At 69.3% G+C, this 24592-nt stretch carries 20 protein-coding genes; 16 read left to right on the forward strand and 4 right to left on the reverse strand.

Annotated elements, in window-relative coordinates; translation table 11 throughout:
* Positions 1-2: 2 nt before the first annotated feature.
* On the reverse strand, positions 3-809 hold the full coding sequence (locus tag AC1MLT_RS19660) for a class II aldolase/adducin family protein (protein ID WP_481035887.1): 807 nt from the start codon (positions 807-809) through the stop codon (positions 3-5).
* A 270-nt stretch (positions 810-1079) separates the two neighbouring features.
* On the opposite strand from AC1MLT_RS19660, the gene AC1MLT_RS19665 reads away from it, so the two are divergent.
* Complete coding sequence (locus tag AC1MLT_RS19665) at positions 1080-2030, forward strand: AEC family transporter (protein ID WP_481035889.1); 951 nt, start codon at positions 1080-1082, stop codon at positions 2028-2030.
* Positions 2031-2046: 16 nt separating this feature from the next.
* On the opposite strand, the gene putA is transcribed toward AC1MLT_RS19665, so the two are convergent.
* Positions 2047-5820 (reverse strand): trifunctional transcriptional regulator/proline dehydrogenase/L-glutamate gamma-semialdehyde dehydrogenase, encoded by a 3774-nt coding sequence (putA, locus tag AC1MLT_RS19670; protein ID WP_481035890.1) that lies wholly within the window; start codon positions 5818-5820, stop codon positions 2047-2049.
* Between the two features lie 297 nt (positions 5821-6117).
* Here putA and AC1MLT_RS19675 point away from each other — a divergent pair, with 297 nt between their 5' ends.
* The 3 genes from AC1MLT_RS19675 (at position 6118) to AC1MLT_RS19685 (ending at position 7959) form a co-directional block, all read left to right on the forward strand.
* On the forward strand, positions 6118-6681 hold the full coding sequence (locus AC1MLT_RS19675) for a cytochrome b (RefSeq protein ID WP_481035891.1): 564 nt from the start codon (positions 6118-6120) through the stop codon (positions 6679-6681).
* Between the two features lie 34 nt (positions 6682-6715).
* Complete coding sequence (locus tag AC1MLT_RS19680) at positions 6716-7291, forward strand: YceI family protein (protein ID WP_481035892.1); 576 nt, start codon at positions 6716-6718, stop codon at positions 7289-7291.
* Between the two features lie 92 nt (positions 7292-7383).
* The gene (locus AC1MLT_RS19685; RefSeq protein WP_481035893.1) at positions 7384-7959 is read left to right on the forward strand and encodes a YceI family protein; all 576 of its coding nucleotides are present in this window, start codon (positions 7384-7386) and stop codon (positions 7957-7959) included.
* Between the two features lie 51 nt (positions 7960-8010).
* Here the strand turns inward: AC1MLT_RS19685 and AC1MLT_RS19690 are convergent, their stop codons facing one another.
* Entirely contained in the window at positions 8011-8901 is an 891-nt protein-coding gene (locus tag AC1MLT_RS19690; protein WP_481035895.1) for a 2OG-Fe(II) oxygenase, read from the reverse strand.
* 243 nt (positions 8902-9144) lie between these two features.
* On the opposite strand from AC1MLT_RS19690, the gene AC1MLT_RS19695 reads away from it, so the two are divergent.
* The 10 genes from AC1MLT_RS19695 to AC1MLT_RS19740 all read left to right on the forward strand — a co-directional run bounded on the left by AC1MLT_RS19695 (position 9145) and on the right by AC1MLT_RS19740 (position 20414).
* Positions 9145-10176: an aldo/keto reductase gene (locus AC1MLT_RS19695; RefSeq protein WP_481035896.1), complete on the forward strand. Its 1032-nt coding sequence runs from the start codon at positions 9145-9147 to the stop codon at positions 10174-10176.
* A 75-nt stretch (positions 10177-10251) separates the two neighbouring features.
* Positions 10252-10623, forward strand: coding sequence for a hypothetical protein (locus AC1MLT_RS19700; RefSeq protein WP_481035897.1), 372 nt, complete (start codon positions 10252-10254; stop codon positions 10621-10623).
* A gap of 120 nt (positions 10624-10743) precedes the next feature.
* On the forward strand, positions 10744-12333 hold the full coding sequence (locus AC1MLT_RS19705) for an ABC transporter substrate-binding protein (protein WP_481035898.1): 1590 nt from the start codon (positions 10744-10746) through the stop codon (positions 12331-12333).
* A 4-nt stretch (positions 12334-12337) separates the two neighbouring features.
* Positions 12338-13303, forward strand: a complete 966-nt coding sequence (locus tag AC1MLT_RS19710; RefSeq protein WP_481035900.1) for an ABC transporter permease — start codon at positions 12338-12340, stop codon at positions 13301-13303.
* A 53-nt stretch (positions 13304-13356) separates the two neighbouring features.
* Positions 13357-14304, forward strand: a complete 948-nt coding sequence (locus AC1MLT_RS19715; RefSeq protein WP_481035901.1) for an ABC transporter permease — start codon at positions 13357-13359, stop codon at positions 14302-14304.
* The gene (locus AC1MLT_RS19720; RefSeq protein ID WP_481035903.1) at positions 14301-16094 is read left to right on the forward strand and encodes a dipeptide ABC transporter ATP-binding protein; all 1794 of its coding nucleotides are present in this window, start codon (positions 14301-14303) and stop codon (positions 16092-16094) included. Before AC1MLT_RS19715 ends, AC1MLT_RS19720 begins: the two co-directional genes overlap by 4 nt.
* A 62-nt stretch (positions 16095-16156) precedes the next feature.
* A complete protein-coding gene (locus tag AC1MLT_RS19725; protein WP_481035905.1) occupies positions 16157-17173 on the forward strand; it encodes a Bug family tripartite tricarboxylate transporter substrate binding protein in 1017 nt (338 codons plus the stop codon).
* A gap of 36 nt (positions 17174-17209) precedes the next feature.
* Positions 17210-17875, forward strand: a complete 666-nt coding sequence (locus AC1MLT_RS19730) for a response regulator (protein WP_481035906.1) — start codon at positions 17210-17212, stop codon at positions 17873-17875.
* 71 nt (positions 17876-17946) lie between these two features.
* Positions 17947-19389 (forward strand): sensor histidine kinase, encoded by a 1443-nt coding sequence (locus AC1MLT_RS19735; protein WP_481035907.1) that lies wholly within the window; start codon positions 17947-17949, stop codon positions 19387-19389.
* Positions 19386-20414 (forward strand): Bug family tripartite tricarboxylate transporter substrate binding protein, encoded by a 1029-nt coding sequence (locus AC1MLT_RS19740; RefSeq protein WP_481035908.1) that lies wholly within the window; start codon positions 19386-19388, stop codon positions 20412-20414. Before AC1MLT_RS19735 ends, AC1MLT_RS19740 begins: the two co-directional genes overlap by 4 nt.
* Positions 20415-20424: 10 nt before the next feature.
* On the opposite strand, the gene AC1MLT_RS19745 is transcribed toward AC1MLT_RS19740, so the two are convergent.
* Positions 20425-21495, reverse strand: a complete 1071-nt coding sequence (locus AC1MLT_RS19745) for a porin (protein ID WP_481035909.1) — start codon at positions 21493-21495, stop codon at positions 20425-20427.
* Positions 21496-22704: 1209 nt separating this feature from the next.
* Here AC1MLT_RS19745 and parA point away from each other — a divergent pair.
* The gene (gene parA, locus AC1MLT_RS19750; protein WP_481035910.1) at positions 22705-23391 is read left to right on the forward strand and encodes a ParA family partition ATPase; all 687 of its coding nucleotides are present in this window, start codon (positions 22705-22707) and stop codon (positions 23389-23391) included.
* Between the two features lie 26 nt (positions 23392-23417).
* Positions 23418-24386 (forward strand): ParB/RepB/Spo0J family partition protein, encoded by a 969-nt coding sequence (locus tag AC1MLT_RS19755; RefSeq protein WP_481035912.1) that lies wholly within the window; start codon positions 23418-23420, stop codon positions 24384-24386.
* Positions 24387-24592: the final 206 nt, after the last annotated feature.

The raw sequence follows: 24592 nt of genomic DNA on the forward strand, positions 1-24592 counted from the left end.
CCTCACGTGTCGTAGCCGGGCATGCGCCGGTCCAGCCGGCGCAGCAGGCCGGGCCAGACCAGATCCGCGCCGCGTCCATTGCGCACCTTCACCAGTTGTTCGCGCGCCCGGCCCAGCACGCTCTCCGGGATCTCGATCAGTTCGCCACCGCCGGACTGCGCCCGGATCTGCGCCATGCAGGCGGCCTCGAAGCGATGCATCGCGATGAAGGCATCGGCGACCGATTTGCCCACCGTGAGCAGGCCATGGCTGCGCAGCATCAGGTGCTGGGAACGGCCGAGATCGCGCACCAGGCGCGGCTTCTCGTCGTCGTCCACCGCGAAGCCCTCGTAGTCGTGATACGAGATCGACAGCAGCACCGACATGGCGAACTGCGAGATCGGCAGCAGGCCGCCCTTCTGCGCCGAGACGGCGACGCCATTGAGCGAATGCGTGTGCAGCACGCAATGGGCGTCGTCGCGCGCGCCATGGATGCAGCTGTGGATGACGAAGCCGGCGGGATTGACCGATTCATCCGACAGCGGCGGCACCTTGTTGCCATCGATGTCGATCTTCACCAGGCTGGAAGCCGTGATCTCCTCGAACATCGCGCCATAGGGATTGATGAGGAAGTGCGGCGTGCCCGGCACCTTGGCGGTGATGTGGGTGAAGACCAGGTCGTCCCAGCCGAACAGGGCGACGAGCCGGTAGGCCGCGGCGAGATCGACGCGCGTGCGCCATTCCTCGGCGCTGACCTGGTCGCGCAGGCTGGTGGCGGGCGCGGTGGCGGTGCCGGCCCGGGAAGCCGGGGATGTCTCGGTGATCATCATGGAAGTGCCTTGAATGTCTTTGTCGGAAGATGGGAAGGGAAGGCGGGAACCACCACGGCGGCGCGCGCGACGCGCCTTCCATGGGCCTGCTCGGCAAGTATCCGACGTCGTCGGCCGCGAGCGACGCGCCGGCGCCGCGCGCGACCTATGGCTTTCCCCAGGGGGCGAGCACCGGGTGGTAGAAACCCGTACCCGCGCCGTGCGAGCCACCGCGTCATGCCGTCACCCCTTCCCCCCCGGGACCCCGACGAGGCCCCGGACCGACCGTCCATGCTCCAGACCTTCGCCATCACCGGCCCCATCTATGTCGTCATCGCGCTGGGCTTCGCGGCGGGGCATCTCGTCTTCAGCAAGCCCGACATGCGCGTGCTGGGCACCTACGTGGTCCGCTTCGCGCTGCCGGCGCTGGTCTTCACCGCGCTGTCGCAGCGACCGGTCGGCGAGGTCCTGAACGGCCGCTACCTGCTGGGCTACGCGGTCGGCTCGCTGCTCATGATGGCGGCGGGACTGCTGTGGGCCTGGCGCCGGCAGGGCAAGAGCTTCACCCTGAGCGCCTTGTGCGGGCTGGGCGTCTCCAGCTCCAACAGCGGTTTCATCGGCTACCCGATCGCGATCCTGGTCGCCGGCCCGGCGCCGGCGGCGGTCGGCCTGGCGATGTGCATGCTGGTGGAGAACCTGGTGATGATCCCGCTGACGCTGGTCATGGCCGACAGCGGGCATGCCGGCAAGGGCCGCTGGCAGCGCATCCTGCTGCAGTCGCTCGCCCAGCTCTCGCGCAATCCGGTCATCCTGGCGATCCTCGGCGGCGTCGCCGTCTCGCTCACGGGCGTCACCATCAATGGCGTGCTGGCGCGCTCGATCAACATGCTGGCGATGTCGTCGGCGGCGGTGTCGCTGTTCGTCATCGGTGGCACATTGGTCGGCCTCCGGACCCGGGGCATGCGCCGCGACGTCACGTCCATCGCGCTGGGCAAGCTGCTGCTGCACCCGCTGGCCGTCGGCGCCATGATGTGGCTGCTGCCGCCCGACGATCCCGCCCTGCGGGCGGCGGCGGTGGTGTTCGCCGCCACGCCCATGCTCAGCATCTATCCGATCCTGGCGCAGAAATACGGCTTCGAGGAGCTGTGCGCGGCCGCGCTGCTGCTGGCCACCGTGCTGTCCTTCGCGACCATCAGCGTCGCGCTCTGGGTGCTCGACCACGGCATGGGCTGGCATCCCTGAGCCGGCCCCGACCGCGTCAGCCGATCGTCATCAGGCTGGCGTTGCCGCCCGCCGCCGCGGTGTTCACGCTGAGCGAGCGCTCGATCACCAGGGCCTCGAGCGGAATGTCGGTCGCGCCGGGAAGCAGCGTGCGCACGCCGATGATCGGACCCTCCCTGGCGGCCAGCGTCTGCAGGACCGGCAGGAGCGAGTCGGCTTCGCCATGGTGGAGCACCGCATCGAAGCCGACCGCCGGAGCCCGCCAGTCCTGGGCCAGGACGATCGCTTCGCGCACGGCGGGCGGCAGCCTGGCGACCAGGTCCTGGCTGTCCGCGGTGGCCGGCCATACCGCCGTGCTGCCCACGGCCAGCACGGCCGCCAGCTGGACCAAGCGGTCCGACGGGTCCCGCGCCAGGCACAGGACGGCCTGGCGCGGCAGCAGCGTGTAGACGTTGCGCTCTCCCGTGGGTCCGCTCAGGGTGCGCGAGCAGCCGCCGTGGCCGGCCTGCGCGAACCGGGCGCAGGCCTGCGACAGGGCACTTCCTCCGGACCGCCCGGCCCAGGCCGCGAGCGCGTCGAGCGCGGGGGTCCGGGGCACGACCGTGGTCTGGCCGACGTCCTCCGGCTCCACGGTCCCGCAGGTCCGCGACAGCGCATCGTCCGGGCGGCGCGACAGCATGCGCAACATGTACAGCGGACCACCCGCCTTCGGCCCCGTCCCGGACAGGCCTTCGCCGCCGAAGGGCTGCACGCCCACCACGGCGCCCACCATGTTCCGGTTGACATAGACATTGCCCGCATGGGCGGCCTCGACGACCTGGGCGATGGTCTCGTCGATGCGGGTGTGGACACCGAGCGTCAGGCCATAGCCGGTCGCGTTGATCTGGCCGAGCAGCGCGCCCAGGTCGCGGCGGCGATAGCGCACCACGTGCAGGACGGGGCCGAAGATCTCGCGCCGGAGTTCGGACAGGCTGTCGAGCTCGATCAGCGTGGGCATGACATAGGTGCCGTGCCGCGTGGCGCCGTCGAGCTCGCGACCCTGGCGGAACACGTCGCGGCCCTTGGCGCGCAGGGCCTCGATGTGGCTCTCGATGCCATCGCGGGCGTCGGCATCGATCACCGGACCGATGTCCACGTCCAGCCGGGCCGGGTCGCCGACCTGGGCCTCGGCCATGGCGCCCTTGAGCATCCCGATCACGCGGTCGGCGGCCTCCTCCTGCACGCACAGCACGCGCAGGGCCGAGCAGCGCTGGCCGGCGCTGTCGAACGCCGAAGCCATGACATCGATCACCACCTGCTCCACCAGCGCCGAGGAGTCGACGATCATGGCGTTCTGGCCGCCGGTCTCGGCGATCAGCGGGACCGGCCGGCCCCCCGCGCCCAGGCGCCCGGAGAGGGTCTTCTGCAGGATGCGGGCGACCTCGGTCGAACCGGTGAACATGACGCCCTGGACGCGCGCATCGGCGACCAGCGCGGCGCCCACGGTCTCGCCGGCACCCGGCAGCAACTGCAACGCGTCGCGCGGCACGCCGGCGGCCCACAGCAGGCGCACCGCCTCGGCGGCCACCAGCGGCGTCTGTTCGGCCGGCTTCGCCAGGACCGGATTGCCGGCGGCCAGCGCCGCGGCCACCTGGCCGACGAAGATGGCCAGCGGGAAGTTCCACGGGCTGATGCACACCATCGGACCCAGTGCCCGGTGGGTGTCGTTGCGGAAATCGGTGCGCGCCTGGAGGGCATAGAAGCGCAGGAAATCGACGGCCTCCCGGACCTCGGCGATGCCATTGGCGTAGGTCTTGCCGGCTTCGCGGGCCAGCAGCCCGAGCAGCTCCGGCAGGCGCGCCTCCAGCGCATCGGCGGCCTGGTCGAGCAGATCGGCGCGCCGGGACGGTTCCATGGCGGCCCATGGCGCCGCGATGTCACCGGCCCGCGCCAGCGCCCGCTCCACGTCCGCGAGCGTGGCTTCCCTCACCTGTCCGACCACGTCGCGATGATCGGCCGGATTGATCACCGGCCGCCAGGCCGGCGCGGCCGCCTCCCCATCGGTCGCACCCCCCGGCGGGGGTGATGCCGACCACCGGCGCGTGGCACTGGCCGCCAGCGCCTGGCCGAGCGCGCGCAGCGTGTCCTCGTTCGACAGGTCCAGCCCCTTCGAATTCCGGCGCCGCGCGCCGTACAACGTCGGCGGCAGCGGAATCGATGCATGCGGCAGGCCGACGGCGCCCTCGTCGCGGCCCATCCGTTCGACGGTCTCGACGGGATCCTCGACCAGGGTCTCGAGCGCGATCGTCGGGTCGGCGATCCGGTTGACGAAGGACGTATTCGCGCCGTTCTCCAGCAGCCGGCGCACCAGGTAGGCCAGCAATGTCTCGTGCGTGCCCACCGGCGCGTAGATGCGGCAGGGCCGGTCGAGCCGGCCGGCGGCCGTGGCTCCCACCACCTGCTCGTAGAGCGGCTCGCCCATGCCGTGGAGGCACTGGAACTCGTACTGGCCGGGATGCCAGGTCGCCGGGTCGGCCATCACGTGGATCGCCGCGAGCGTGTGCGCGTTGTGGGTGGCGAACTGCGGATACACCGCATCGGGCGCGGCCAGCAGCTGGCGGGCGCAGGCCAGGTAGGACACATCGGTGTGGGCCTTGCGGGTGAAGACGGGGAAGTCGGTCTGGCCGTCGATCTGCGCGCGCTTGATCTCGCTGTCCCAGTACGCGCCCTTCACCAGGCGGATCATGAGCCGGTGCCGGCTGCGGCGGCCGAGATCGATCACGTGGTCGATCACGCGCGGACAGCGCTTCTGGTAGGCCTGGAGGACGAAGCCGATGCCATTCCAGCCGGCCAGCGCCGGCTCGAAGCACAGGCGCTCGAGCAGATCGAGGGACAGCTCCAGCCGGTCGGCCTCCTCGGCATCGATGTTGAGTCCGATGTCGTGGCGCCGCGCCAGCAGCGCGAGGTCGCGCAGCACCGGATACAGCTCGGTCATCACGCGCCGGTACTGCGCCCGGCCGTAGCGGGGATGCAGGGCGGACAGCTTGATGGAGATGCCCGGTCCCTCGTACACGCCGCGTCCGGCGGCGGCCCGGCCGATGGCCTCGATCGCCTCCTCGTAGGCGACGCGGTAGCGCTGCGCGTCGTGGGCGGTCAACGCCGCCTCGCCCAGCATGTCGTAGGAGTAGCGGAAGCCCCGCGCTTCCAGCGTCTTCGCATGGTCGAGGGCCTGCCCGATCGTCTCGCCGGTCACGAACTGCTCGCCCATCATCCGCATGGCCATGTCGACGCCCTTGCGGATGAGCGGTTCGCCGCCCTTGCCGATCAGGCGGGTCAGCACGGTCGAGAGTCCGGTCTCGCTGTGGGTCGCCACCAGCTTGCCGGTCAGCAGCAGGCCCCAGGTCGCGGCATTGACGAACAGGGAGGGACTGCGCCCGGCGTGCGACTGCCAATGGCCGTTCGCGATCTTGTCGCGGATCAGGGCATCACGGGTGGCGGCGTCCGGGATGCGGAGCAGGGCTTCGGCCAGGCACATCAGGGCGACGCCCTCCTGCGACGACAGGGCGTATTCCTGCAGCAGGCCCTGCACCAGCCCGGCGCGCCCGGTCGAGGCCTTGCGCTCGCGCAGTTGCCGGGCGAGGCGAAGCGCCAGTGCGCGGGTCTCGGCCGCGGCGGCCACCGGCAGGCGCGCGGCCTCCAGCAGCGGGGGAATGGCTTCCTGCTCGGGCAGCCGATAGGCCTGCGTGATGCGACGCCGGAACGCGGGCGGATCGCCCAGGCCATCGGCGAAGTGGTCGAAGACATGGGACGCGGCGATTTCGTGTTCGGACATGGGCGGCTTCTTGGTGATGCGGCCATGTTGCCGCTCGCAGGAACGAATTAATGTTCGAAATTTCCTTGAAACGACGAACAAATCACTATGGAAATCGCCGAGCCCGATGGTCCGGGGAAGCCGGCGTCGGGCTGGGGCGTGCCACAGCGATCCCATGAGCCGCCCCCGTCCGGGATTCAAAAAATTCGAACCGTAGCGTCAAGCGGATTGAAACCGGGGGTGCCGACGCCCCGTAGACTGCGGCGACCGCAGTGCCTCCGCGCATCGCACCCCACCTGACGCTCCGAACCTTCCGCCATGCCCCTGCCCACGCTCCGACCGGCCCGCTACGGGTCCATGGCCATCGCCCTGCACTGGCTGATGGCCATCGCGCTGGTGGGCATGTTCGCCGTCGGCCTCTACATGACGGGGCTGCCGTTCTCCATGCAGCGGCTCAAGCTCTACAACTGGCACAAGTGGGCAGGTGTCTGCGTCCTGGCGCTGGCGATGCTGCGCCTGCTCTGGCGACTCGGCCACCGTCCGCCCGCCCTGCCGGCGCCAGTCGCATCGGCCATGCCGCATTGGCAGCACATCGCCCATCACGGCACGCATGGCCTGCTGTATGCCCTGTTCTTCGTCGTCCCGCTGGTGGGCTGGGCCTACAGCTCGGCGGCGGGCTTCCCGATCGTCTTCCTGGGCCTGCTGCCGCTGCCGAGCTTCGTGCCCGTGGATCCCGCGCTCGCCGAGGCACTCAAGCCCTGGCACTGGATCACGGCCTACACCCTGGCGGCACTGGTCGCCCTGCACGTGGCGGCGGTGGTGCAGCACCAGTTCATCCGGCGCGACGGACTGCTGTGGCGCATGCTGCCCGGGCGGCGCTGATTCCCATTTCTTCAACGAACGACATCGCGACTCCATGAAACATTCGAATCCCTTGACCACCCTGGTGCTGGCATCCGTGGCGCTGCTGGCGGGCCTGCCCGCCTTCGCGCAGCAGGCCCTGGTGCCGGCCCAGAGCCAGATCACCTTCGTGAGCAAGCAGATGGGCGTGCCGGTCGAAGGCAGGTTCAGGAAATTCGATGCCCAGGTGGCATTCGATCCGGCCAAGCTGGCGACCAGCAAGGTCTCGTTCACGATCGACACCGGCAGCGCGACCCTGGGCGTGAAGGAGTCCGATGCCGAACTGCCCAAGGCGCCCTGGTTCAACGTGCCGAAGTTCCCGCAGGCCACCTTCCAGTCCACCGCCATCAAGGCGGTCGGCGCCGGCCGCTACGAGGTCGCCGGCAAGCTCAGCATCAAGGGATCGTCGCAGGACGTGACGGTGCCCGTGACCATGACGCAGAACGGCGCCACCACCATGGCCACCGGCAGTTTCCCCATCAAGCGGCTGGCCTTCAAGATCGGCGAGAACGAGTGGGCCGACACTTCGATGGTGGCCGACGACGTCCAGGTCAACTTCAAGCTCGCGCTGACCGGCGTCGGCAAGATCTGATCCACCGTGGTGGCCGGTCCCGTCCGCGCCGCCGGCGTCCCTCCCCACCCTTTTTCCCCTTCCCTTTTCCCCTTCACCCTGAGACAGCCGACATGCGCAAATCCCTCCTCGCCCTCGCCGCCGTGGCCTCCTTCGCCGGCCACGCCGTCCATGCCCAGACCGCCACCTATGCCGTCGATCCGACCCACACCTTCGCCACGTTCGAGATCAGCCATTTCGGCGCCAGCGTGAACCGCGGCCGCTTCGACAAGAAGGAAGGCACCGTGCAGCTCGACAAGGCCGCCAGGACCGGCAAGGTCGAACTGACGATCGACACCACGTCGATCAATACCGGCGTGGCGCCGTTCGACAAGCACCTGCAGAGCGCCGACATCTTCGACGCGGCCAAGTTCCCGACCGCCAAATTCGTCGGCGACAAGTTCATCTTCGAAGGCGACAAGCTGGTGTCGGTCTCGGGCGACCTGACGATCAAGGGCAAGACGCAGCCGGCGACCTTCAAGGCCAACCAGTTCGCCTGCTATCAGAGCCCGATGCTCAAGCGCGAGGTCTGCGGTGGCGATTTCGAGGCCACCATCGACCGCACCCAGTTCGGCGTCGACTATGGCGTGCAGTACGGCTTCCCCAAGAACGTGCGCATCGTGGCGCAGATCGAGGCCGTCAAGCAGTAAGGCGCCCCCGGCATCGCCACCGCCGCCGCGTCTCTCCCGGGAGGCTGTAGGTCAGCGGCGCTTGAGTCGCTTGACGGCGCGCCAGATGACCGGCGGGGTCATGAGGCGCACGGCCTTCTTCAGGCGGTCGGCGCGGCGCGTGTGCATGAAGATCGACACCGCCTCCTCGGGGTCCTGCTGGCCGGCCTTGGGGCTGGTGTAGAAGTACGCGGCCACCGAGCGGCGCTTGACGCCCTCGGGCGGGCACAGCGGCCCGGGGTGGCCGTGGAAGCTCGCCGGGCCGTGCGGCAGGATCAGCGTGTGGCCGAACTCCGGGCGCACGCGCGCCTGGCACTGGCCGTCCTTGGCGTTCCACAGTTCCAGCACCCCGCCCCAGGCGTCCTGCCAGTCGTGGTTGAGGTAGGTGATGCACACCATCTCGTTCTTCAGCCCGACGTGGGGGTGGTAGTTGAAGTCGCGATGGATGGCGAAGGCGCCGCCCACCTGGCTCTCGTGGAGGCCGCCGCCGAAGCGCTGCGGATCGGTCAGGAGATAGGGCGTGGCGGTGACCTCCGAGAGCCAGCGGGTGAACCAGCCCGACTCCAGGATGTTGAAGTAGATCTGGGAGGCCGGCCCGAGCGCGGCGCCCAGCTGCGAGCGGCGCGTGGACTCGTAGCCGCTCTTGACGTCCTTCCAGGCCTCGGCGGCGTGGCCGTCGAACTCCTCGCGCACGAGCTCGAGCAGGGCGGGGTTGAACAGGCCCTCGATGACCAGGTGGGGAAAGGGCGTGGCCGCGAACAGCTGCTCGCGCAGGCGCTGCGTGGCCTCGGGCGTGAAGAACGAGGCATCGACCAGCTGGTCCATCAGCAGGCGCACGCCCCGGATGCTCACGAAGTCGGCCACCCGCTCGGCGACGACGCGCAGAGGGGACAGCGAGGAAGGAAAAGACAACTGTGCCGACATGGCGTATCTCCAGTGCTTCGACCTCGTTGTTGGATGGTTTTTTTGAGGTCTCGCGACATTCCATTGGAAAGCGCCTCGTCTGAACCTACAAGCCTTCGTACTACTTATCCGTCATGCTTCTAATGATTTAGTGCACAACTTTGCACGATTTCACTGCAATCCTCGTTACACAAGGCATTCACGACCGGCTCGCGGGCCGTCCGCCCTGTGCGATCTCCGATGAAACGACAAGGAACCCTCACCATGCGCAATCACCCTCTCGGCCGCACCGGCCTGTTCGTTTCGGAACTCTGCCTGGGCACCATGACCTTCGGCGGCAGCGGCGAGATGTGGAGCAAGATCGGCGACCTGCAGCAGGCCGACGCCGAGCGGCTGGTCGGTCAGGCATTGGATGCCGGCATCAATTTCATCGACACCGCCGATGTCTACTCCGGTGGCCAGTCGGAGGAGATCACCGGCCGCGCACTGAAGAACCTGAAGGTGCCGCGCGACAGCGTCGTCGTCGCCACCAAGGTGTTCGGCGAGACCGGCCCGGGTCCCAACAGCCGTGGCCTGACGCGCAGCCACATCCTCGATGGCGTCAAACGCAGTCTGGCGCGGCTGCAGCTCGACCACATCGATCTCTACCAGGTCCACGGCTTCGATCCGGCCACGCCGATCGAGGAGACCCTGCGCGCGCTCGACCAGCTGGTGCGCCACGGCCACGTGCGCTACATCGGCGTCTCCAACTGGGCCGCCTGGCAGATCGCCAAGGCGCTGGGCATCTCGGAGCGGCTGGGCCTGGCGCGCTTCGAATCGTTGCAGGCCTACTACACCGTGGCCGGCCGCGACCTGGAGCGGGAACTGATCCCGATGCTGCGCAGCGAAGGCGTCGGCCTGATGGTCTGGAGCCCGCTGGCCGGTGGCCTGCTCAGCGGCAAGTACGGCCGCGACCAGCCCGGCGCCCCCGGCGACCGCCGCGCGCAATTCGATTTCCCGCCGGTCGACAAGGACCGTGCGTTCGGTGCCGTCGACGTGATGCGTCCCATGGCCGAGGCGCGCGGCATCTCGGTCGCCCGCATCGCGCTGGCCTGGCTGCTGCACCAGCCGCAGGTCACCAGCGTCATCGTCGGCGCCAAGCGGCCGGAACAGCTGGCCGACAACATCGGTGCCACCGAAGTGAAACTGACCCCGGCCGAGCTCGACGCCATCGGCGAAGCGAGCCGGCTGCCGGCCGAATACCCGGGCTGGATGCTCGAGCGCCAAGGCGCGGCGCGGCGTGCGCAGATGGGCTGAGGGCGTGCCGGCAGGCCCGGTCGATCCCGTTCGGAGACAACGAAACGGCGGATCCAAGTGACGGAAAGGATGCTGATGACCGAGACCGCGCGGGGTCCGCGGCAGGAGAAGATCCTGCGAACCTGGACCTTCTGGATCCGCAAGGATCTGCTCGAGGAGTGCCGGACCTATCTCGAGACCACCAAGCTCAGGGAGATGAATGCCGCGCCGGGCAACGAACGCGCGACGGCGGTCTTCCGCGACCTGGGCGATGGCTCGATCGAGGTGGCGGTGGTCTCGATCTGGACCTCGATGGACCTGCTGCGCCGCTATGTCGACGTCACGCACATGCAACCCTCGATCGATCCGGCCGACCGGCGCAAGCTGCTCGACCGCGAACCGGTGGTGCGCCACGAGACCCTGATCGACGATGACATGCTCTCGGTCCTGCCGGCCGACTGGCGCTGACGGAGCGAGCGCACAGGAGAGAGCTTTCGTATCGATGGTACAAATCGTGCGACGCGGAAACCGGGCACCCCGCCCCGTCCGCCTCCACCCGATTTCCCCATCCGCCACGAGGGCCCCTCCATGATCCGCAAACTCCTCGCCGTCGCATTGCTGACCGCCGGTCTCGCGCAGGCCTCCCTGGTCCAGGCCGAGACCATCCGCTGGTCGCGCTCGAGCGATGCCGCCACGCTCGATCCGCATTCGGTCAACACCGGCACCAACATCAACATCTCGCACCAGATCTACGAGCCGCTGGTGCTGCGCGACATCAAGGGCAAGCTCATCCCGGCACTGGCGACGTCCTGGAAGCTGACGTCGGATCCGTCGGTCTGGGAATTCAAGCTGCGCCCGGGCGTCAAGTTCCACGATGGCAGCCTGCTGACCGCCGACGACGTGGTGTTCTCGCTCGACCGCGCCCGCGCGCCGTCGTCGGGCATGAAGGCACTGCTGGCCTCGGTGGCCGAGGTGAGGAAGACCGATGCGATGACGGTGCAGGTGCGCACCAAGGGTCCCAACCTGATCTTCCCCGACAACCTGGTCAACATCTTCGTCGTCAACGCGGCCTGGGCCAAGGCCAACAAGGCCGAGGTGCCGCAGGACGAGAAGAGCAAGGAGGAAAACCACTTCACCCGCCACGAGAACGGCACCGGCCCCTACGTGCTGGCCTCGCGCGAGCAGGACAGCCGCACCGTGTTCAAGGCCTTCCCGCAGTACTGGGGCAAGGGCGAGGCGCCGATGCAGGTCACCGAGCTGGTGCTGCTGCCGATCAAGTCGCCCGCCACGCGCGTGGCGGCCCTGCTGTCGGGCGAGATCGACATCCTGCAGGACGTGCCGGTGCAGGACGTGGCGCGCCTGAAGGCCGACCCCAAGCTGCGGGTCAACGAGGGCCCCGAGAACCGCACCATCTTCCTGGGCATGAACGTGGGCGCGGAGCCGCTCAGGTACGCCGACGTCAAGGACAGGAATCCGCTGGCCGATCCGCGCGTGCGCGAGGCGCTGGCGCTGTCGATCGACCGCGACGCGATCCAGAAGTCGGTGATGCGCGGCCTGTCGGTGCCCACCGGCATCATCGCGCCGCCCTTCGTGCATGGCTACGAGAAGGCTTTCGACACCTATCCCAAGGCCAACGCGGCCCAGGCCAAGAAGCTGCTGGCCGATGCCGGCTATCCCAACGGCTTCGGCATCACGCTGCATTGCCCGAACGACCGCTATGTCAACGACGAGGCGATCTGCACCGCGCTGTCGAGCTTCTTCGGCCGCATCGGCGTCAAGGCCACCGTGGCGGCGCGGCCCATCGCCATCCACAGCGCGGCCATCAATTCGGCCGACACCGACTTCTACCTGTTCGGCTGGGGCGTGCCGACCTTCGACTCGGCCTATGTCTTCGACTACCTGGTGCACACGCGCGGCAAGGACGGCCGCGGTCCGACCAACGCCACCCGCTACAGCAACCCGGCGCTCGACGCCAGGATCGCCGGCCTGTCCTCCGAGAGCGACAGGGCCAAGCGCGACGCCGCCATCCACGACATCTGGACCACCGTGCAGAAGGAGCGCCTCTACATCCCGCTGCACCACCAGGTGCTCGACTATGCGATGGTCCGCAGGATCGACATCCCGGTGGACCCGATGAACTACATCTTCTTCAAGAACGCGAAGGTCGCGGCGAAGTAACCGGATGCTGGTCCATCTGCTGCGCCGCCTGGGCCAGTCCGTGCTGGTGCTGCTGGCGGTGTCCTTCATCTCGTTCCTGGTGTTCCGGCACCTGGGCGACCCGACCATCAGCCTGCTCGGCGACGATGCCTCGCTGGCCGAGCGCCAGGCGGTCACCGCCTCGCTGGGCTTCGACCAGCCGGTGCCGGTCCAGTACCTGCGCTATGTCGAGCATGCCGTGCAGGGCGACTTCGGCATCTCCTACCGCTTGAAGCGTCCGGTGCTCGAGGTCATCGCCGAGCGCCTGCCCGCGACCCTGGAGCTGGCCCTGGTGGCCGCCCTGCTGGCGGTCGTGGGTGGCGTCGCCCTGGGCGTGTACACCGCGATCCGGCGCGATGGCTGGATCAGCCGGGCGCTGATGACGGTCTCGCTGGTGGGCGTGTCCTTGCCGACCTTCCTGATCGGCATCGGGCTGATCTATGTCTTCGCCGTCGAGCTGCGCTGGCTGCCCTCGTTCGGCCGCGGCGAGACGGTGCGCGTGGGCGGCTGGACCACCGGCTTCCTGACCGCCTCGGGCTGGGCCTCGCTGGTGATGCCGGTGTGCACGCTGGCGCTCTACAAGCTGACCCTGATCATGCGGCTGGTGCGCGCCGAGATGCTGGAGGCGCTGCGCGCCGACTATGTGCGCTTCGCCCGCGCGCGTGGCCTGACCGAGCGGCGCATCCACTACGGCCATGCGCTGCGCAACACGCTGATCCCGGTGGTGACCATCGCCGGCCTGCAGATCGGCTCGCTGATCGCCTTCGCCATCGTCACCGAGACGGTGTTCCAGTGGCCGGGCGTCGGCCTGCTGTTCATCTCCTCGATCCAGGCGGTGGACGTGCCGGTCATCGCCGCCTACCTGCTGCTGATCGCGGTGCTGTACGTGGTGATCAACCTGGTGGTGGACCTGGTCTACCTGCTGGTCGATCCCCGGTTGCGCGGACGCTGAAGCCGACGCCACGCCGCCGGCCCCGACCTCCCGAGACATCCATCCCATCGCCCATGCCTTCGCCGACACCCCGCTCCGACCTCCCGCCGCCGCGCCCGCGATGGCGCAACGCCGACTCCCCGGTCCTGCGCAGCTTCGCGCGTTCGCGCGGCGTCCAGGTCGCCGTCGCGGTGCTGGCGCTGCTGCTCGTCGCGGCCGTGCTGGCGCCCTGGATCGCGCCGCAGAACCCGTTCGACCCGGCCGGGCTGGAACTGATCGATGCCTTCACGCGCCCCGGCGCGGCGGGCCTGGGCGGCGGCACCTATCCGCTGGGGAGCGACGACCAGGGCCGCGACGTCTTCTCGGCCATCCTCTACGGCCTGCGGATGTCGCTGCTGGTGGGCGTCTCGGCGGTGGCGCTGTCGCTGGCCATCGGCATCCCGCTGGGCCTGCTGGCGGGCTACGCGGGCGGCTGGTTCGACACGCTGGTGATGCGCGTCGCCGACATCCAGCTGACCTTCCCGGTGCTGCTGGTGGCGCTGCTGATCTTCGGCATCGCGCGCGGCGCCCTGCCCGCGGGCTATCGCGACGACATGGCGATCTACGTGATCGTGCTGGCGATCGGCCTGTCGGACTGGGTGCAGTACGCCCGCACGGTGCGGGGCGCGGTGCGGGTCGAGAAGCACAAGGACTACGTGGCGGCGGCGCAGATCATCGGTCGCTCGCGCACCGCGATCCTGGCGCGTCACATCCTGCCGAACCTGCTGGCGCCGGTGCTGGTGATCGCCACCATCAGCTTCGCGCTGGCCATCGTCACCGAATCCACGCTGTCCTATCTGGGCGTCGGCCTGCCGCCGACGCAGCCCTCGCTGGGCACGCTGATCCGCATCGGACAGGGTTTCCTGTTCTCGGGCGAATGGTGGATCCTGCTGTTCCCGGCCCTCGTGCTGCTGGCCCTGGCGCTGTCGGTCAACCTCGTGGGCGACTGGCTGCGCGACGCACTCAATCCCAAGCTCCAATGAACGGCATCTCCAGCGCACCGGTTCCGACGCTCAGGGTCCGCGACCTGGGCGTGGCCTTCGACACCCATCGCGGCACGGTGCAGGTGCTGCAGGACGTGTCGTTCGACATCGCCGCGGGCGAGATCCTCGGCGTGGTGGGCGAGTCCGGCGCCGGCAAGTCGATGACCGGCAATGCCGTGATCGGATTGATCGAGCCGCCCGGCCGCCTCACCGCCGGCACCATCGAACTCCAGGGCGAGCGCATCGACACCCTGCGCGGCGAGGCGCTGCGGCGCCTGCGCGGACGGCGCATCGGCATGGTGTTCCAGGATCCGCTGACCAGCCTGAACCCGGTGCTGACCATCGGCCGCCACCTGACCGAGACCCTGCGCCTGCACCTGCCGCTGTCGGCCGCGGCGGCCCGCCGGCGCGCCATCGAACTGCTGGCCGATGTCGAGATCCCCGACCCGGCCAGCCGCCTCGACCAGTATCCGCACCAGTTCTCCGGCGGCATGCGCCAGCGCGTGGCGATCGCGCTGGCGCTGTGCGCCGAGCCGGAACTGCTGATCGCCGACGAGCCGACCACCGCCCTCGACGTCTCGGTGCAGGCGCAGGTGATCCGGGTGTTCCGCCGCGTCTGCCGCGAGCGCGGCACCGCCGCCATGCTGGTGACGCACGACATGGGCGTGATCGCCGAGGCGGCCGATCGCGTGATGGTGATGTATCGCGGCCGCGTGCTGGAGACCGGGGCCGTGCGCGAGGTGCTCGACCATCCGCGCGAACCCTACACCCGCGCGCTGATGGCGGCCATTCCGCCGGTGCACCGGCGCCTGCGCCGCCTGCCGGTGCCCGAGATCGGCGGCGACATCGCGGCCGATGGCGCCACCGACGCCGTCGCCCGGCCGCCGGCGCCAGCCGTCGGAGCCGCGTCGGCCGTCCCACCCGCGCCAGCCGGGTCGCAGGAGCGCCCGCTGCTCCAGGTGCAGGACCTGGCGCGCGAGTTCGACCTGTCGGCCGGCTGGCTGGCGCGCACCCTGGCGCGCCAGCCGAGGCAGGTGCTGCGCGCGGTCGATGGCGTCGGCTTCGAGATCGCGCGTGGCACCACCTTCGGGCTGGTGGGCGAGTCGGGCTCGGGCAAGTCGACGGTGGCGCGGATGATCGCCGGTCTCACCCGACCCACCGCCGGGCGCGTGCTCTTCGACGGCATCGACCGCTGGAGCGACACGGCCCGGGTCGACGCCGTGCGGCGGCGCTTCCAGATGATCTTCCAGGATCCCTATGCCAGCCTCGATCCGCGCTGGCGCGTGGACCGGCTGATCGCCGAGCCGGTCGAGGTGCTCGGCCTGGCCGGCAGCGCCGAGGAGACCGCCGAGCGCGTGGCCGAGGCCCTGCGTCGCGTGCGCCTGTCGCCCGACGACGCGCGCAAGTACCCGCACCAGTTCTCCGGTGGTCAGCGCCAGCGCATCGCCATCGCGCGCGCGCTGGCCAGCCGGCCCGAGTTCATCGTCTGCGACGAGCCGACCTCCTCGCTCGATGTCTCGGTCCAGGCGCAGGTGCTGAACCTGATGCGCGACCTGCAGGACGAATTCGGCCTGACCTACCTGCTCATCAGCCACAACCTGGCCGTCATCCGCCACATGTGCGACCACGTCGGCGTGATGCAGCGCGGCCGGCTGGTCGAGCAGGGCGTGGCCGAGGCGGTGTTCGGCGCACCGCGCCATGCCTACACGCGCGAGCTGATGGCCGCCGTCCCATCGGCCGACCGGGTGCGCGGCGACCGAGACGCGATGCCGCGCGGCGCGGCGGGTTGACAGCTTCCGGAAAGCCGAACCGGCGCATCATTCGCGCCCTTGCCCAGAACTCCGGAGACTCCATGCCCATCGACCGATCCAGCGCCCCCGATTCCGCACGCCTCACGCGCCGCCACCTCCTGCACGCGGCCGGGGCCCTGGGCGCGGGCGGCCTGCTCGGCGCCCCCGCCCTCGCGCAGGCCGCCTGGCCCTCGAAATCGATCCGCTTCGTGGTGCCGTTCGCGCCGGGCGGCAGCTCGGAGATCGTGGCCCGCTCGACCGCCAACGAGCTCACCGGCCTGCTGGGCCAGAGCGTCTATGTCGACAACAAGCCGGGCGCGGCCGGCAACATCGCCATGTCCGAGGTCGCCCGCAGCGACGACCAGCACACCCTGATCCTCGGCCACATCGGCACGCTGGCGGTCAATCCCTACATCTTCGCCAAGCTGCCCTACGACGCCAACAAGGATTTCAAGCCGGTCAGCCTGCTGGCCAAGGTGCCCAGCCTTTACGTGGTGCACCCGGACGTGCCGGTGAAGAACCTGGTCGAATTCATCGCCTATGCCAAGGCGCGGCCCGGCAAGCTCAGCTATGGCTCGGCCGGCAACGGCAGCGCCGGGCACCTGGCGTTCGAGTACCTGAAGATGACCTCGAACGTCTTCATGCTGCACGTGCCCTATCGCGGCACCGGACCGATGCTCACCGACCTGATCTCCGGCCGGCTCGAGGCCTCGGCGATCGGCGCGGCGGCGATCATCCCATTCATCAAGTCCGGCAAGGTGCGCTGCATCGCGACCGGCTCGGCCCAGCGGCTGCCGCAGCTGCCGGATGTGCCGACCGTCGCCGAGCAGGGCTTCCCGGGCTTCGAGATGACGCAGTGGTACGGCATGCTGGCGCCAGCCAACATGGCGCCGGCCCACCTGGCGAAGCTGTCGGAGGCCACCATGAAGGCGGTCAGGGCCCCCGCGGCCCTGGAGCGCCTGCGCGGCGACGCGGCGGAATCGATCGGCGGCACGCCCCAGGAGTTCGCCCGGTTCATCGCGGTCGAACAGGAGCGCTGGAAGAAGGTCATCGCCCGCGCCAACATCAAGCCCGACTGATACGTCCATCCCATCGGCATCCCGCCCGCGATCCGCATGCGCATCCTGCTGGCCGAAGACGAGCACGTGCTGGGCACGTGGCTGTGCAAGGCGCTCGAGCAGACCGGCATCCAGGTCGAGTGGGTCGACGATGGACGGCTGGTCGACCGCGCGCTGCAGCAGCGCGACCACGACGCGCTGGTGCTCGACCTCGGCCTGCCCGGGCTCGACGGCCACACCGTGCTGCAGCGTCTGCGCCAGCGCGACCAGCGCCTGCCGACCCTGATCCTGACGGCGCGCGACTCGCTGGCCGAGCGGGTCGCCTCGCTCAACGCCGGCGCCGACGACTTCCTGGCCAAGCCGTTCGCGCTGGCCGAACTCGAAGCGCGATTGCACGCCCTGGTGCGGCGCGCGCGCGGCACCGAGCATCCGCGCGTGGCCTGCGGGCCGCTGGTCTACGACCATGCGCGGCGCCAGTTCCTGCTGGGCGGCGAGCCGCTGCCGCTGCCGCCACGCGAGCTGTCGGTGCTGCGGGTGCTGGCCCAGCGCAGCGGCGAGCCATTGTCCAAGCAGCAGATCCTGGACCGCGTGTTCCCGGACGACGAGGAGGTGCATCCCGAGGCGGTCGAGGTCTTCGTGCACCGGCTGCGCAAGCGCCTGGACGGGCGCGGCGTGCGCATCACGACCCTGCGCGGCATGGGCTACGCGCTGGAAGCCGATTGAGGCGCGCGGTGCCGGTGGCGACCGGGGCTCGACGGGAGCGACGCAGATCACGGACCTGGCGCGATGTCGCCATGTGGCTGGGTCGGGCCAGCCTGCGGCAGCGGCTGGCGCTGCTGCTGCTGCCGGCGCTGCTCGGCGTCACCGCCATGAGCCTGCGCCTGACGCATGCCGATGCCCTGTCGGCCGCGGATGCCGCCTACGACCGCTCCCTGGCGGGCGCGCTGCGCTCGATCGACGCCAACATCTCGACCGCCTCCGGGGGCGTGTCGGTCGAGCTGCCCTACACGATGTTCGAATTCTTCGAGCTGACCGCCAGCGGCCAGGTGCACTTCCGCGTCGCCACCTCCGACGGCCTGGTCGAGCTCGGCAGCGCCGACCTGCCGCTGCCGCCACGCGAGGCCCGGCCGGGCGCGGCGGTGTTCTACGACGCCACCTATTTCGGCGAGGCGATCCGCGTGGCGGCGCTGCGCCGCGTGCTGGATCGATCGGATGGCCATCGCGGCAGCGGTGGCCATGGCGGCGGCGATGCCCGCACGGTGCTGATCCAGGTCGGCGAGAGCACGCGCTCGCGCGAGGCCTTCACGCGTCGCTTCGTGCGCGCCGCGGCACTGCGCGACGGCGTGCTGCTGCTGGTGCTGTTCGGCGCCACGGCGCTGGCCCTGACGGCGGCGCTGCGGCCGCTGACGCGACTGGCGCGCGAGGTGCAGGCCCGTCGCAGCGACGACCTGACCCGCATCGAGGTCACCAGCCTGCCGGCCGACCTGCGGCCGCTGGTGGCGGCCGTCAACCGGCACATGGGCGACACGCAGGCGCTGCTGGCGCAGCAGCGCCAGTTCCTCGACGATGCCTCGCACCAGCTGCGCACCCACCTGACCACCCTGCAGATGCAGATCGACTACGCGCAACGTGCCTCGCACGCGGAGACCATCGGCGACACGCTGGCGGCGATGGGCGCGGAGATCGGACGCATCACGCGCAGCACGCAGCAGCTGCTGGCGCTCGGCCGCTCCGACACCGTGGCGCTGGAGCCGGTCGGGCTCGATCTGGCCGTGCTGCTGCGCGACCTGGCGATCGAATGGCTGCCCCGGGCCCGGGAGCGCCGCATCGACCTGGGCATCCAGGCGCCCGCCGGCGGGATCGGCGCGCGCGGCGACGAGGTCCTGATCCGCGAGGCGCTGAGCAACCTGGTGGCCAACGCCCTCGCCCACACGCCGCCTCAGGGCATCGTGACGCTCTACGCGGCGCGCGATGGCGCCGTCTGCCGGCTGACGGTGGAGGACAGCGGACCCGGCCTCAGTCCGGCCGAATGCGCCGCGCTGGGACAGCGCTTCCGGCGCGGGCCGCGTGCCGGCGCGGGCGGCGCCGGCCTGGGCATCGCCATCGCCCGTTCGATCGCCCAGCGTCATCACGGCGGACTCGACCTGCGGCCGCGCACCGACGCGCCGGGTCTGCGGGCCGAGCTGTGGTGGCCGGTGGCCGGCACCGACACGCCGGCGCGCGAGGTCGATGCATGAACGCTTCCATGGCCTGGTCGCGGCGGCGCCTGCTCGGCACCGCTTCCGTGCTGATGGCATCGGGTCTCCCACCGGTGGCACCGGTGGCATCGGCGGCCGACGATCCGAGCCTGGGTGCCGCCGAATGCGTGATCCCGGCGCGGGCTGGCGGCGGGTTCGAACTCACCTGCGCCCTGGCCAACGACGCGCTGCAGCGGGTGCGGCCGTCGCGCCCGCCACTCCACGGGCGGCCGATGCCGGGCGGCATCGGCGCGCTGGCCTTCGACCGCGTCGCCAGCGGCCGACTGGGCGGCGATGGATTGCTCGTGGCGTTCTCCAGCGGCTCGCTGCTGAACCTGGCCCAGGGCCGCTTCGGACCGCATGCGGAGACCGCCGTGCGCTGGATCGCGACGCTGGGCTGCGACTTCGGCGTCGTCGCCGTGCATCGCGATTCGCCATTCCGCTCCCTCCAGGACCTGATCCGGGCGCTGCGCGAGCGCACGACGGACCTGGTGTTCGGTGCCGGTGGCACCGTCGGCAGCCAGGACTGGGTCAAGGCGGCCCTGCTGGTGCGCCACGCGGGACGCGATCCCCGGACCCTGCGTTTCGTCGCCTTCGAGGGCGGCGGCGATGCCCTGCGGGCCCTGCAGGGCCGGCACGTCGACGTCTTCCCCGGCGATGCGGCGGAGGCGTTGCAGGCCATCGATGGCGGCGCGGCGGTGCGCTTGCTGGCGGTGCTGTCGGAGCAGCGCCTGGGCGGCGGGCTGGCTGGCGTCCCGACGGCGCGGGAACAGTCGGTCGACCTGGCGTGGCCGACCGTGCGCGGCCTCTATGCCGGCGCCGACATGGCCGTCGCGAGCCAGCGCGCCTGGGCGCGCGCCTTCCGCGAGGCCACCGAAGCGCCCGGCTTTCCGGCGCTGCTGCGACGGCATCGCCTGCATCCCTTCGCCCTGACCGGCGCCGCGCTCGACGATTTCGTCGCCCAACGCATCGCCGGCTATCGCCATCTGGCCGAGGATCTGGGACTGCGCCGCTGGACCCGCTGACGCGGCGCGTTCAGAAGCCGTGGCGCACGCCGATCTCGTAGCCGGTCACGTGGCTGCCGGCGGCGATGCCCGGGCTCGCCAGCGACGACGACGACACCGTCAGGCCACGCGTCGCGCGCGCATCGTTGTCGACCCGGGACACCGTGGCATAGAGCTGCGTGCGCTTGGACAGGTCGTGCCCGTAGCCGAGCGAGAGCTTGCGGGAATCGGCATCGTCGAGGTCCTTGCGGCGGAACGTGCTGTACGCGGCGCGCCACTCGCCGGCACCCACCGATACCGTCGCGCCCACGCTCAGCAGATCGACACGTCGGCCAGCGCCCCGCTCGGTCGCGAACACCGCCATCGGCTTCACGGCGCCCAGATCGTAGGAGGCGCCGATGTTGGTGGCGTCGTAGTCGACGCCGATGGCGGTAGTGCCGCCGCGCACGCGGCCATGGCCGATGGCGACATCCAGCGCGCCGGCCTTGTAGCCCAGCCGCAGGGCGGCGGTGTCGCGCAGCGACGCGTTGCCGACATTGCGCGCCTGTTCCCCGAAGGCGTATTGCAGCTGGCCATAGAAGCCCCCGAGCCGACTGGGCAGCAGGTAGTTGATGCCATTGGAGGTGCGCTTGGGCGCGCTGCCCTCGGCCGTGCCCGGCGCCGCCGATGCGCCGCCGACGAGGTTGGAGCCGCCGATGCCACCGATGCCGATGTCGTTGAACGGGTCGAAGGTCTCGATGTTGAGATAGGCCGGGATCTTGTCGCGGCCCAGGCGCAGTTCACCCAGGCGCCGATCCGACAGGCTGAGCGTGGCGCGGCGGTCGAACTGGAAACCGCTCGCGTTGCCGTTGTCGCCATTGAGGCCCGCCTCCAGCCAGAAGCCGCCAGTGAGCCCTCCTCCCAGGTCCTCGGTGCCGCGAAAACCGAGGCGGCTGCTCGAGACGCCACCGCTGGCCAGTCCGGTGACGGCGCCGGTGTCGGTCCGGACGTGCGCGAGCGAGGTGTCGAGGATGCCGAAGACGGTGACATTGGACTGCGCGGCCGACGTGCCGGCGAAGAGCAGGATCGGCCACAGCGGAATTGATTTCTTCAGAAAATTCATTGGATTCATGGAAAGGATGATGCGATCTGGCGACGTGACGATCCTCGTCGGCGCGGGCGACTCCGTCGGGCGGTCCCGGGTGTCGGCCGCGTCCTGGGTCGGCCGGGCAACGGCCGGCCGTCCACGACCACATCCGGATGCGATGCGGATGACCACGCCACGGGATCCGATGCCGCATTGGAATGGAGACCTGTGACACCCCCGGGACGATGCCCCTGCGGATCGTGGCGACATCACCGGACGTCGGACATCGGCGCGGGTGGATCGGCCGAGACCTGTGGGAAACCGATGCGGCACATTCGGCACGCTCGAGCGTGTGGTCAGGACCGGTGTCCAGGCACGCATGTCTTGTTTTCGTCGGTGCGACGAGTCCAGTCCAGTCCAGTCGCGTCGAGGATGGAGGGTGCCAATGGAAGGCCGGATGAAGGGGAAGTCCATCTCAGGGCCGGCATGCAGGAGGAACAGGGCACGCAACGGTTGGGAGGAGTCGTGGACTTCGATGCACACGGCTGCGATGGGACGTGATCGATGCGTGCGGTCACTGGCGCCGCCGCATCATGGCGCCTGAAGTACGGGCTCGGTCCTTTCAGCGCTGAAAGATCCCGCTGATGCGAGAGGGCCTGGCGGAGCTCTGGTGTCGTCCAGCGCACGAAGTCGGCGGTCCCCTGCTTTCTGTTCGGTGGCTGCTGTCCCCTGTTCTTGCTGCTTGCTGCTTGCTGCTTGCTGCTTGCTGCTTGCTGCTTGGTGCTTGGTGCTTGCCACCCATTCAATGGTCGAGCGCACGATTTCCCTGCTCCACGGCGGGCGCCATCTTCATGATCGCCAGGTGACGCGGCCTATGGTGAGCTGCGCTTTGACGCGTTGGAGGACCTGTGCGCGCGCCGGACTCGATGCCCTGCAAGGCTGCGTTCATCCATCGGTGGTCGCTGGTCGAGGCCCCGCACCTCTGCTCGGGTCGCCATTCGGGTCGCCGCTTGGGTCGCTCGCAGTCCATGTGTTGCCTCCACCCGCACGCTGCCGCCTGGCAGGTGACTGCGATCTTTTTGAGTATCCAGATTCGATGAACCGGTCAAGTGAACAGAAATTTCCACAAGAAACATCGATCGAAATCGCTAAGATCCGCCGGCGCCGTGCTTGCGATACAAGCACGAAACCTCTTTCTTGAACCGCTTTCAGCGCTGAAAGCCCAGCCGACAGGGAACCTTCTCGATGACAGCCAAAGTGATCACCATCTTCAATCAGAAGGGCGGGTGTGGAAAAACCACCATTGCGATGAGTCTGGCGGGTGCGCTGACCTTTCGTGGCTACTCATGCCTGGTCGTCGACATGGATCCGCAAGGCACGGCCAGTCGATGGGCCAGCGCGGCGCCGGAGGAGCGGGCATTTCCGGCGTCCGTGATCAGTCTGGCTCCCATGGAGGGCAAGATGCACAGGGAAGTCAGAAACCACATGGAAAATTTCGATGCGATATTCATCGACTGTCCGCCAGCCATGAGTTCCGCTGCGCCCACCTCGGCCATGCTGGTCTCGGATCTCGCCCTGATTCCCGTGGTGCCCAGCCCTGCCGACATCTGGGCCGCCGAATCCGCCAAGCGACTGGCGGAAGCCGCCCAGGCCACCAACGAGTCACTGGTAGCCCGGGTGGTCGCCAACATGGTCCAGAAGTCGACCTCGCTGGCACGCGATCTGATCGAGCTGCTGCAGGAGGACAAGGACTTTCCCCTGCTGGAGGCTTCGCTCGGATCGCGTGCCGCCTTCCGCGAGGCACAGATCATCGGATCCACCGTCCACCTGGTCGCGCGGTCGAAGGCCGCCGTGGATGAAGTCGAAGCCATGACCGATCAGGTCCTGAAGCTTCTTAAGCTTCCCGCCCGCAAGAAAGGAGCCACGTCGTGAATCAGAAATTCGACCGGAAGAGCGCCATGCGCGCGACGTTGTCGGCGGAGAAAAAATCGGTGGAGGATCGGTTCGCGACCGCCGATGCGGTGCTGATGAAGCGTCCGGCCGGCCTGGCCGTGCCACCGGAGCGTGTGACATCGGCATCTTTCAGCGCTGAAAGCGATGGCGGCGCGAGCGGCCATGGCGCCAGGCGCGTCATTCGGGTCGCTCTCGATCGCATTCATGACAATCCTCTGAATGCAAGGACGATCTACGATTCCAATGTGATCAAGGAATTGGCGGCTTCGATCGCCACCCATGGCCAGATCGTGGTGGCGCCCGCCGTCGAGCATCCTCGTCTGCCCGGCCACTACCTGCTGATCGATGGTCATTACCGCAAGAAGGCGGCGGTCGCGGCGGGTCTTCCCCATCTGGACCTGGAGATCAGGCCCTCCGAAAGCGATGCCGAGCTCTACCGCCTGAGCTGGATGCTCAACGAGGAGCGCAGTGCCCAGAGCGCGCTCGACAATGCCCTGGCCTGGCGCAAGCTGCTCGATCAGCAGGTGGTCAAGAACGAGGGCCAGATCGCGGAGCTCCTGGGTGTCTCGCCGACCACGGTCAACAAGTCGCTGTCCCTGCTCCAGCTGCCCGCCGCCGCCCTCGACCGGATGAGGGAGCGGCCCGAGAAGTTCGGGGTGTTCACCGGTTACGAGCTCACCATGGCCGCCAAGAAGATGTCCGAAGGCGAACTCGTCGGACTGATCGACCGCATCCTGAGCGAGGATCTCTCGACGCGCCAGGTGGCGGCCATCCGCGCCAAGCTGGAAACCGGCGAGCAACGCAAGCGCAAGGAGACATCGCGCCAGTACAAGATCCATCAGGAAGGGCAACTGATCGGTTCCTTGAAGGAATGGGATTCCGGCAAGGTGCTGCTGGAGGTGGTCCTGACGGATGCGCGCGATCGGACGGCGCTGGTGACGGCACTGCGACGCCAGTTCAAGACACCGGACTGAGCGGTCACTCCACCACGCCATCGTGCCCGGATGGCGTCGATGGATGCCAAAGGTGAGCTTCCACGGGGAGGCCTGGCGGTCACTGGACGCATCCGGTCGCCGCGGACCAGGGGCCACCGGCCCACCAGACCCGTGCGAACGTCATTCGACCTGGCGATGCATCGCCAGACGAAGCCAAGGTGAGCCTTTACGGGGAGCTGTCGAAG

The organism is Variovorax sp. PEI5, assembly GCF_056679935.1.

What these genes read in the sequence shown, in the direction of transcription:
- AC1MLT_RS19660 (WP_481035887.1), bottom strand. Translation starts at nt 809, where the DNA reads ATGATGATCACCGAGACATCCCCGGCTTCCCGGGCCGGCACCGCCACC.
- AC1MLT_RS19665 (WP_481035889.1), top strand. Translation starts at nt 1,080, where the DNA reads ATGCTCCAGACCTTCGCCATCACCGGCCCCATCTATGTCGTCATCGCG.
- putA (WP_481035890.1), bottom strand. Translation starts at nt 5,820, where the DNA reads ATGTCCGAACACGAAATCGCCGCGTCCCATGTCTTCGACCACTTCGCC.
- AC1MLT_RS19675 (WP_481035891.1), top strand. Translation starts at nt 6,118, where the DNA reads ATGCCCCTGCCCACGCTCCGACCGGCCCGCTACGGGTCCATGGCCATC.
- AC1MLT_RS19680 (WP_481035892.1), top strand. Translation starts at nt 6,716, where the DNA reads ATGAAACATTCGAATCCCTTGACCACCCTGGTGCTGGCATCCGTGGCG.
- AC1MLT_RS19685 (WP_481035893.1), top strand. Translation starts at nt 7,384, where the DNA reads ATGCGCAAATCCCTCCTCGCCCTCGCCGCCGTGGCCTCCTTCGCCGGC.
- AC1MLT_RS19690 (WP_481035895.1), bottom strand. Translation starts at nt 8,901, where the DNA reads ATGTCGGCACAGTTGTCTTTTCCTTCCTCGCTGTCCCCTCTGCGCGTC.
- AC1MLT_RS19695 (WP_481035896.1), top strand. Translation starts at nt 9,145, where the DNA reads ATGCGCAATCACCCTCTCGGCCGCACCGGCCTGTTCGTTTCGGAACTC.
- AC1MLT_RS19700 (WP_481035897.1), top strand. Translation starts at nt 10,252, where the DNA reads ATGACCGAGACCGCGCGGGGTCCGCGGCAGGAGAAGATCCTGCGAACC.
- AC1MLT_RS19705 (WP_481035898.1), top strand. Translation starts at nt 10,744, where the DNA reads ATGATCCGCAAACTCCTCGCCGTCGCATTGCTGACCGCCGGTCTCGCG.
- AC1MLT_RS19710 (WP_481035900.1), top strand. Translation starts at nt 12,338, where the DNA reads ATGCTGGTCCATCTGCTGCGCCGCCTGGGCCAGTCCGTGCTGGTGCTG.
- AC1MLT_RS19715 (WP_481035901.1), top strand. Translation starts at nt 13,357, where the DNA reads ATGCCTTCGCCGACACCCCGCTCCGACCTCCCGCCGCCGCGCCCGCGA.
- AC1MLT_RS19720 (WP_481035903.1), top strand. Translation starts at nt 14,301, where the DNA reads ATGAACGGCATCTCCAGCGCACCGGTTCCGACGCTCAGGGTCCGCGAC.
- AC1MLT_RS19725 (WP_481035905.1), top strand. Translation starts at nt 16,157, where the DNA reads ATGCCCATCGACCGATCCAGCGCCCCCGATTCCGCACGCCTCACGCGC.
- AC1MLT_RS19730 (WP_481035906.1), top strand. Translation starts at nt 17,210, where the DNA reads ATGCGCATCCTGCTGGCCGAAGACGAGCACGTGCTGGGCACGTGGCTG.
- AC1MLT_RS19735 (WP_481035907.1), top strand. Translation starts at nt 17,947, where the DNA reads ATGTGGCTGGGTCGGGCCAGCCTGCGGCAGCGGCTGGCGCTGCTGCTG.
- AC1MLT_RS19740 (WP_481035908.1), top strand. Translation starts at nt 19,386, where the DNA reads ATGAACGCTTCCATGGCCTGGTCGCGGCGGCGCCTGCTCGGCACCGCT.
- AC1MLT_RS19745 (WP_481035909.1), bottom strand. Translation starts at nt 21,495, where the DNA reads ATGAATTTTCTGAAGAAATCAATTCCGCTGTGGCCGATCCTGCTCTTC.
- parA (WP_481035910.1), top strand. Translation starts at nt 22,705, where the DNA reads ATGACAGCCAAAGTGATCACCATCTTCAATCAGAAGGGCGGGTGTGGA.
- AC1MLT_RS19755 (WP_481035912.1), top strand. Translation starts at nt 23,418, where the DNA reads ATGCGCGCGACGTTGTCGGCGGAGAAAAAATCGGTGGAGGATCGGTTC.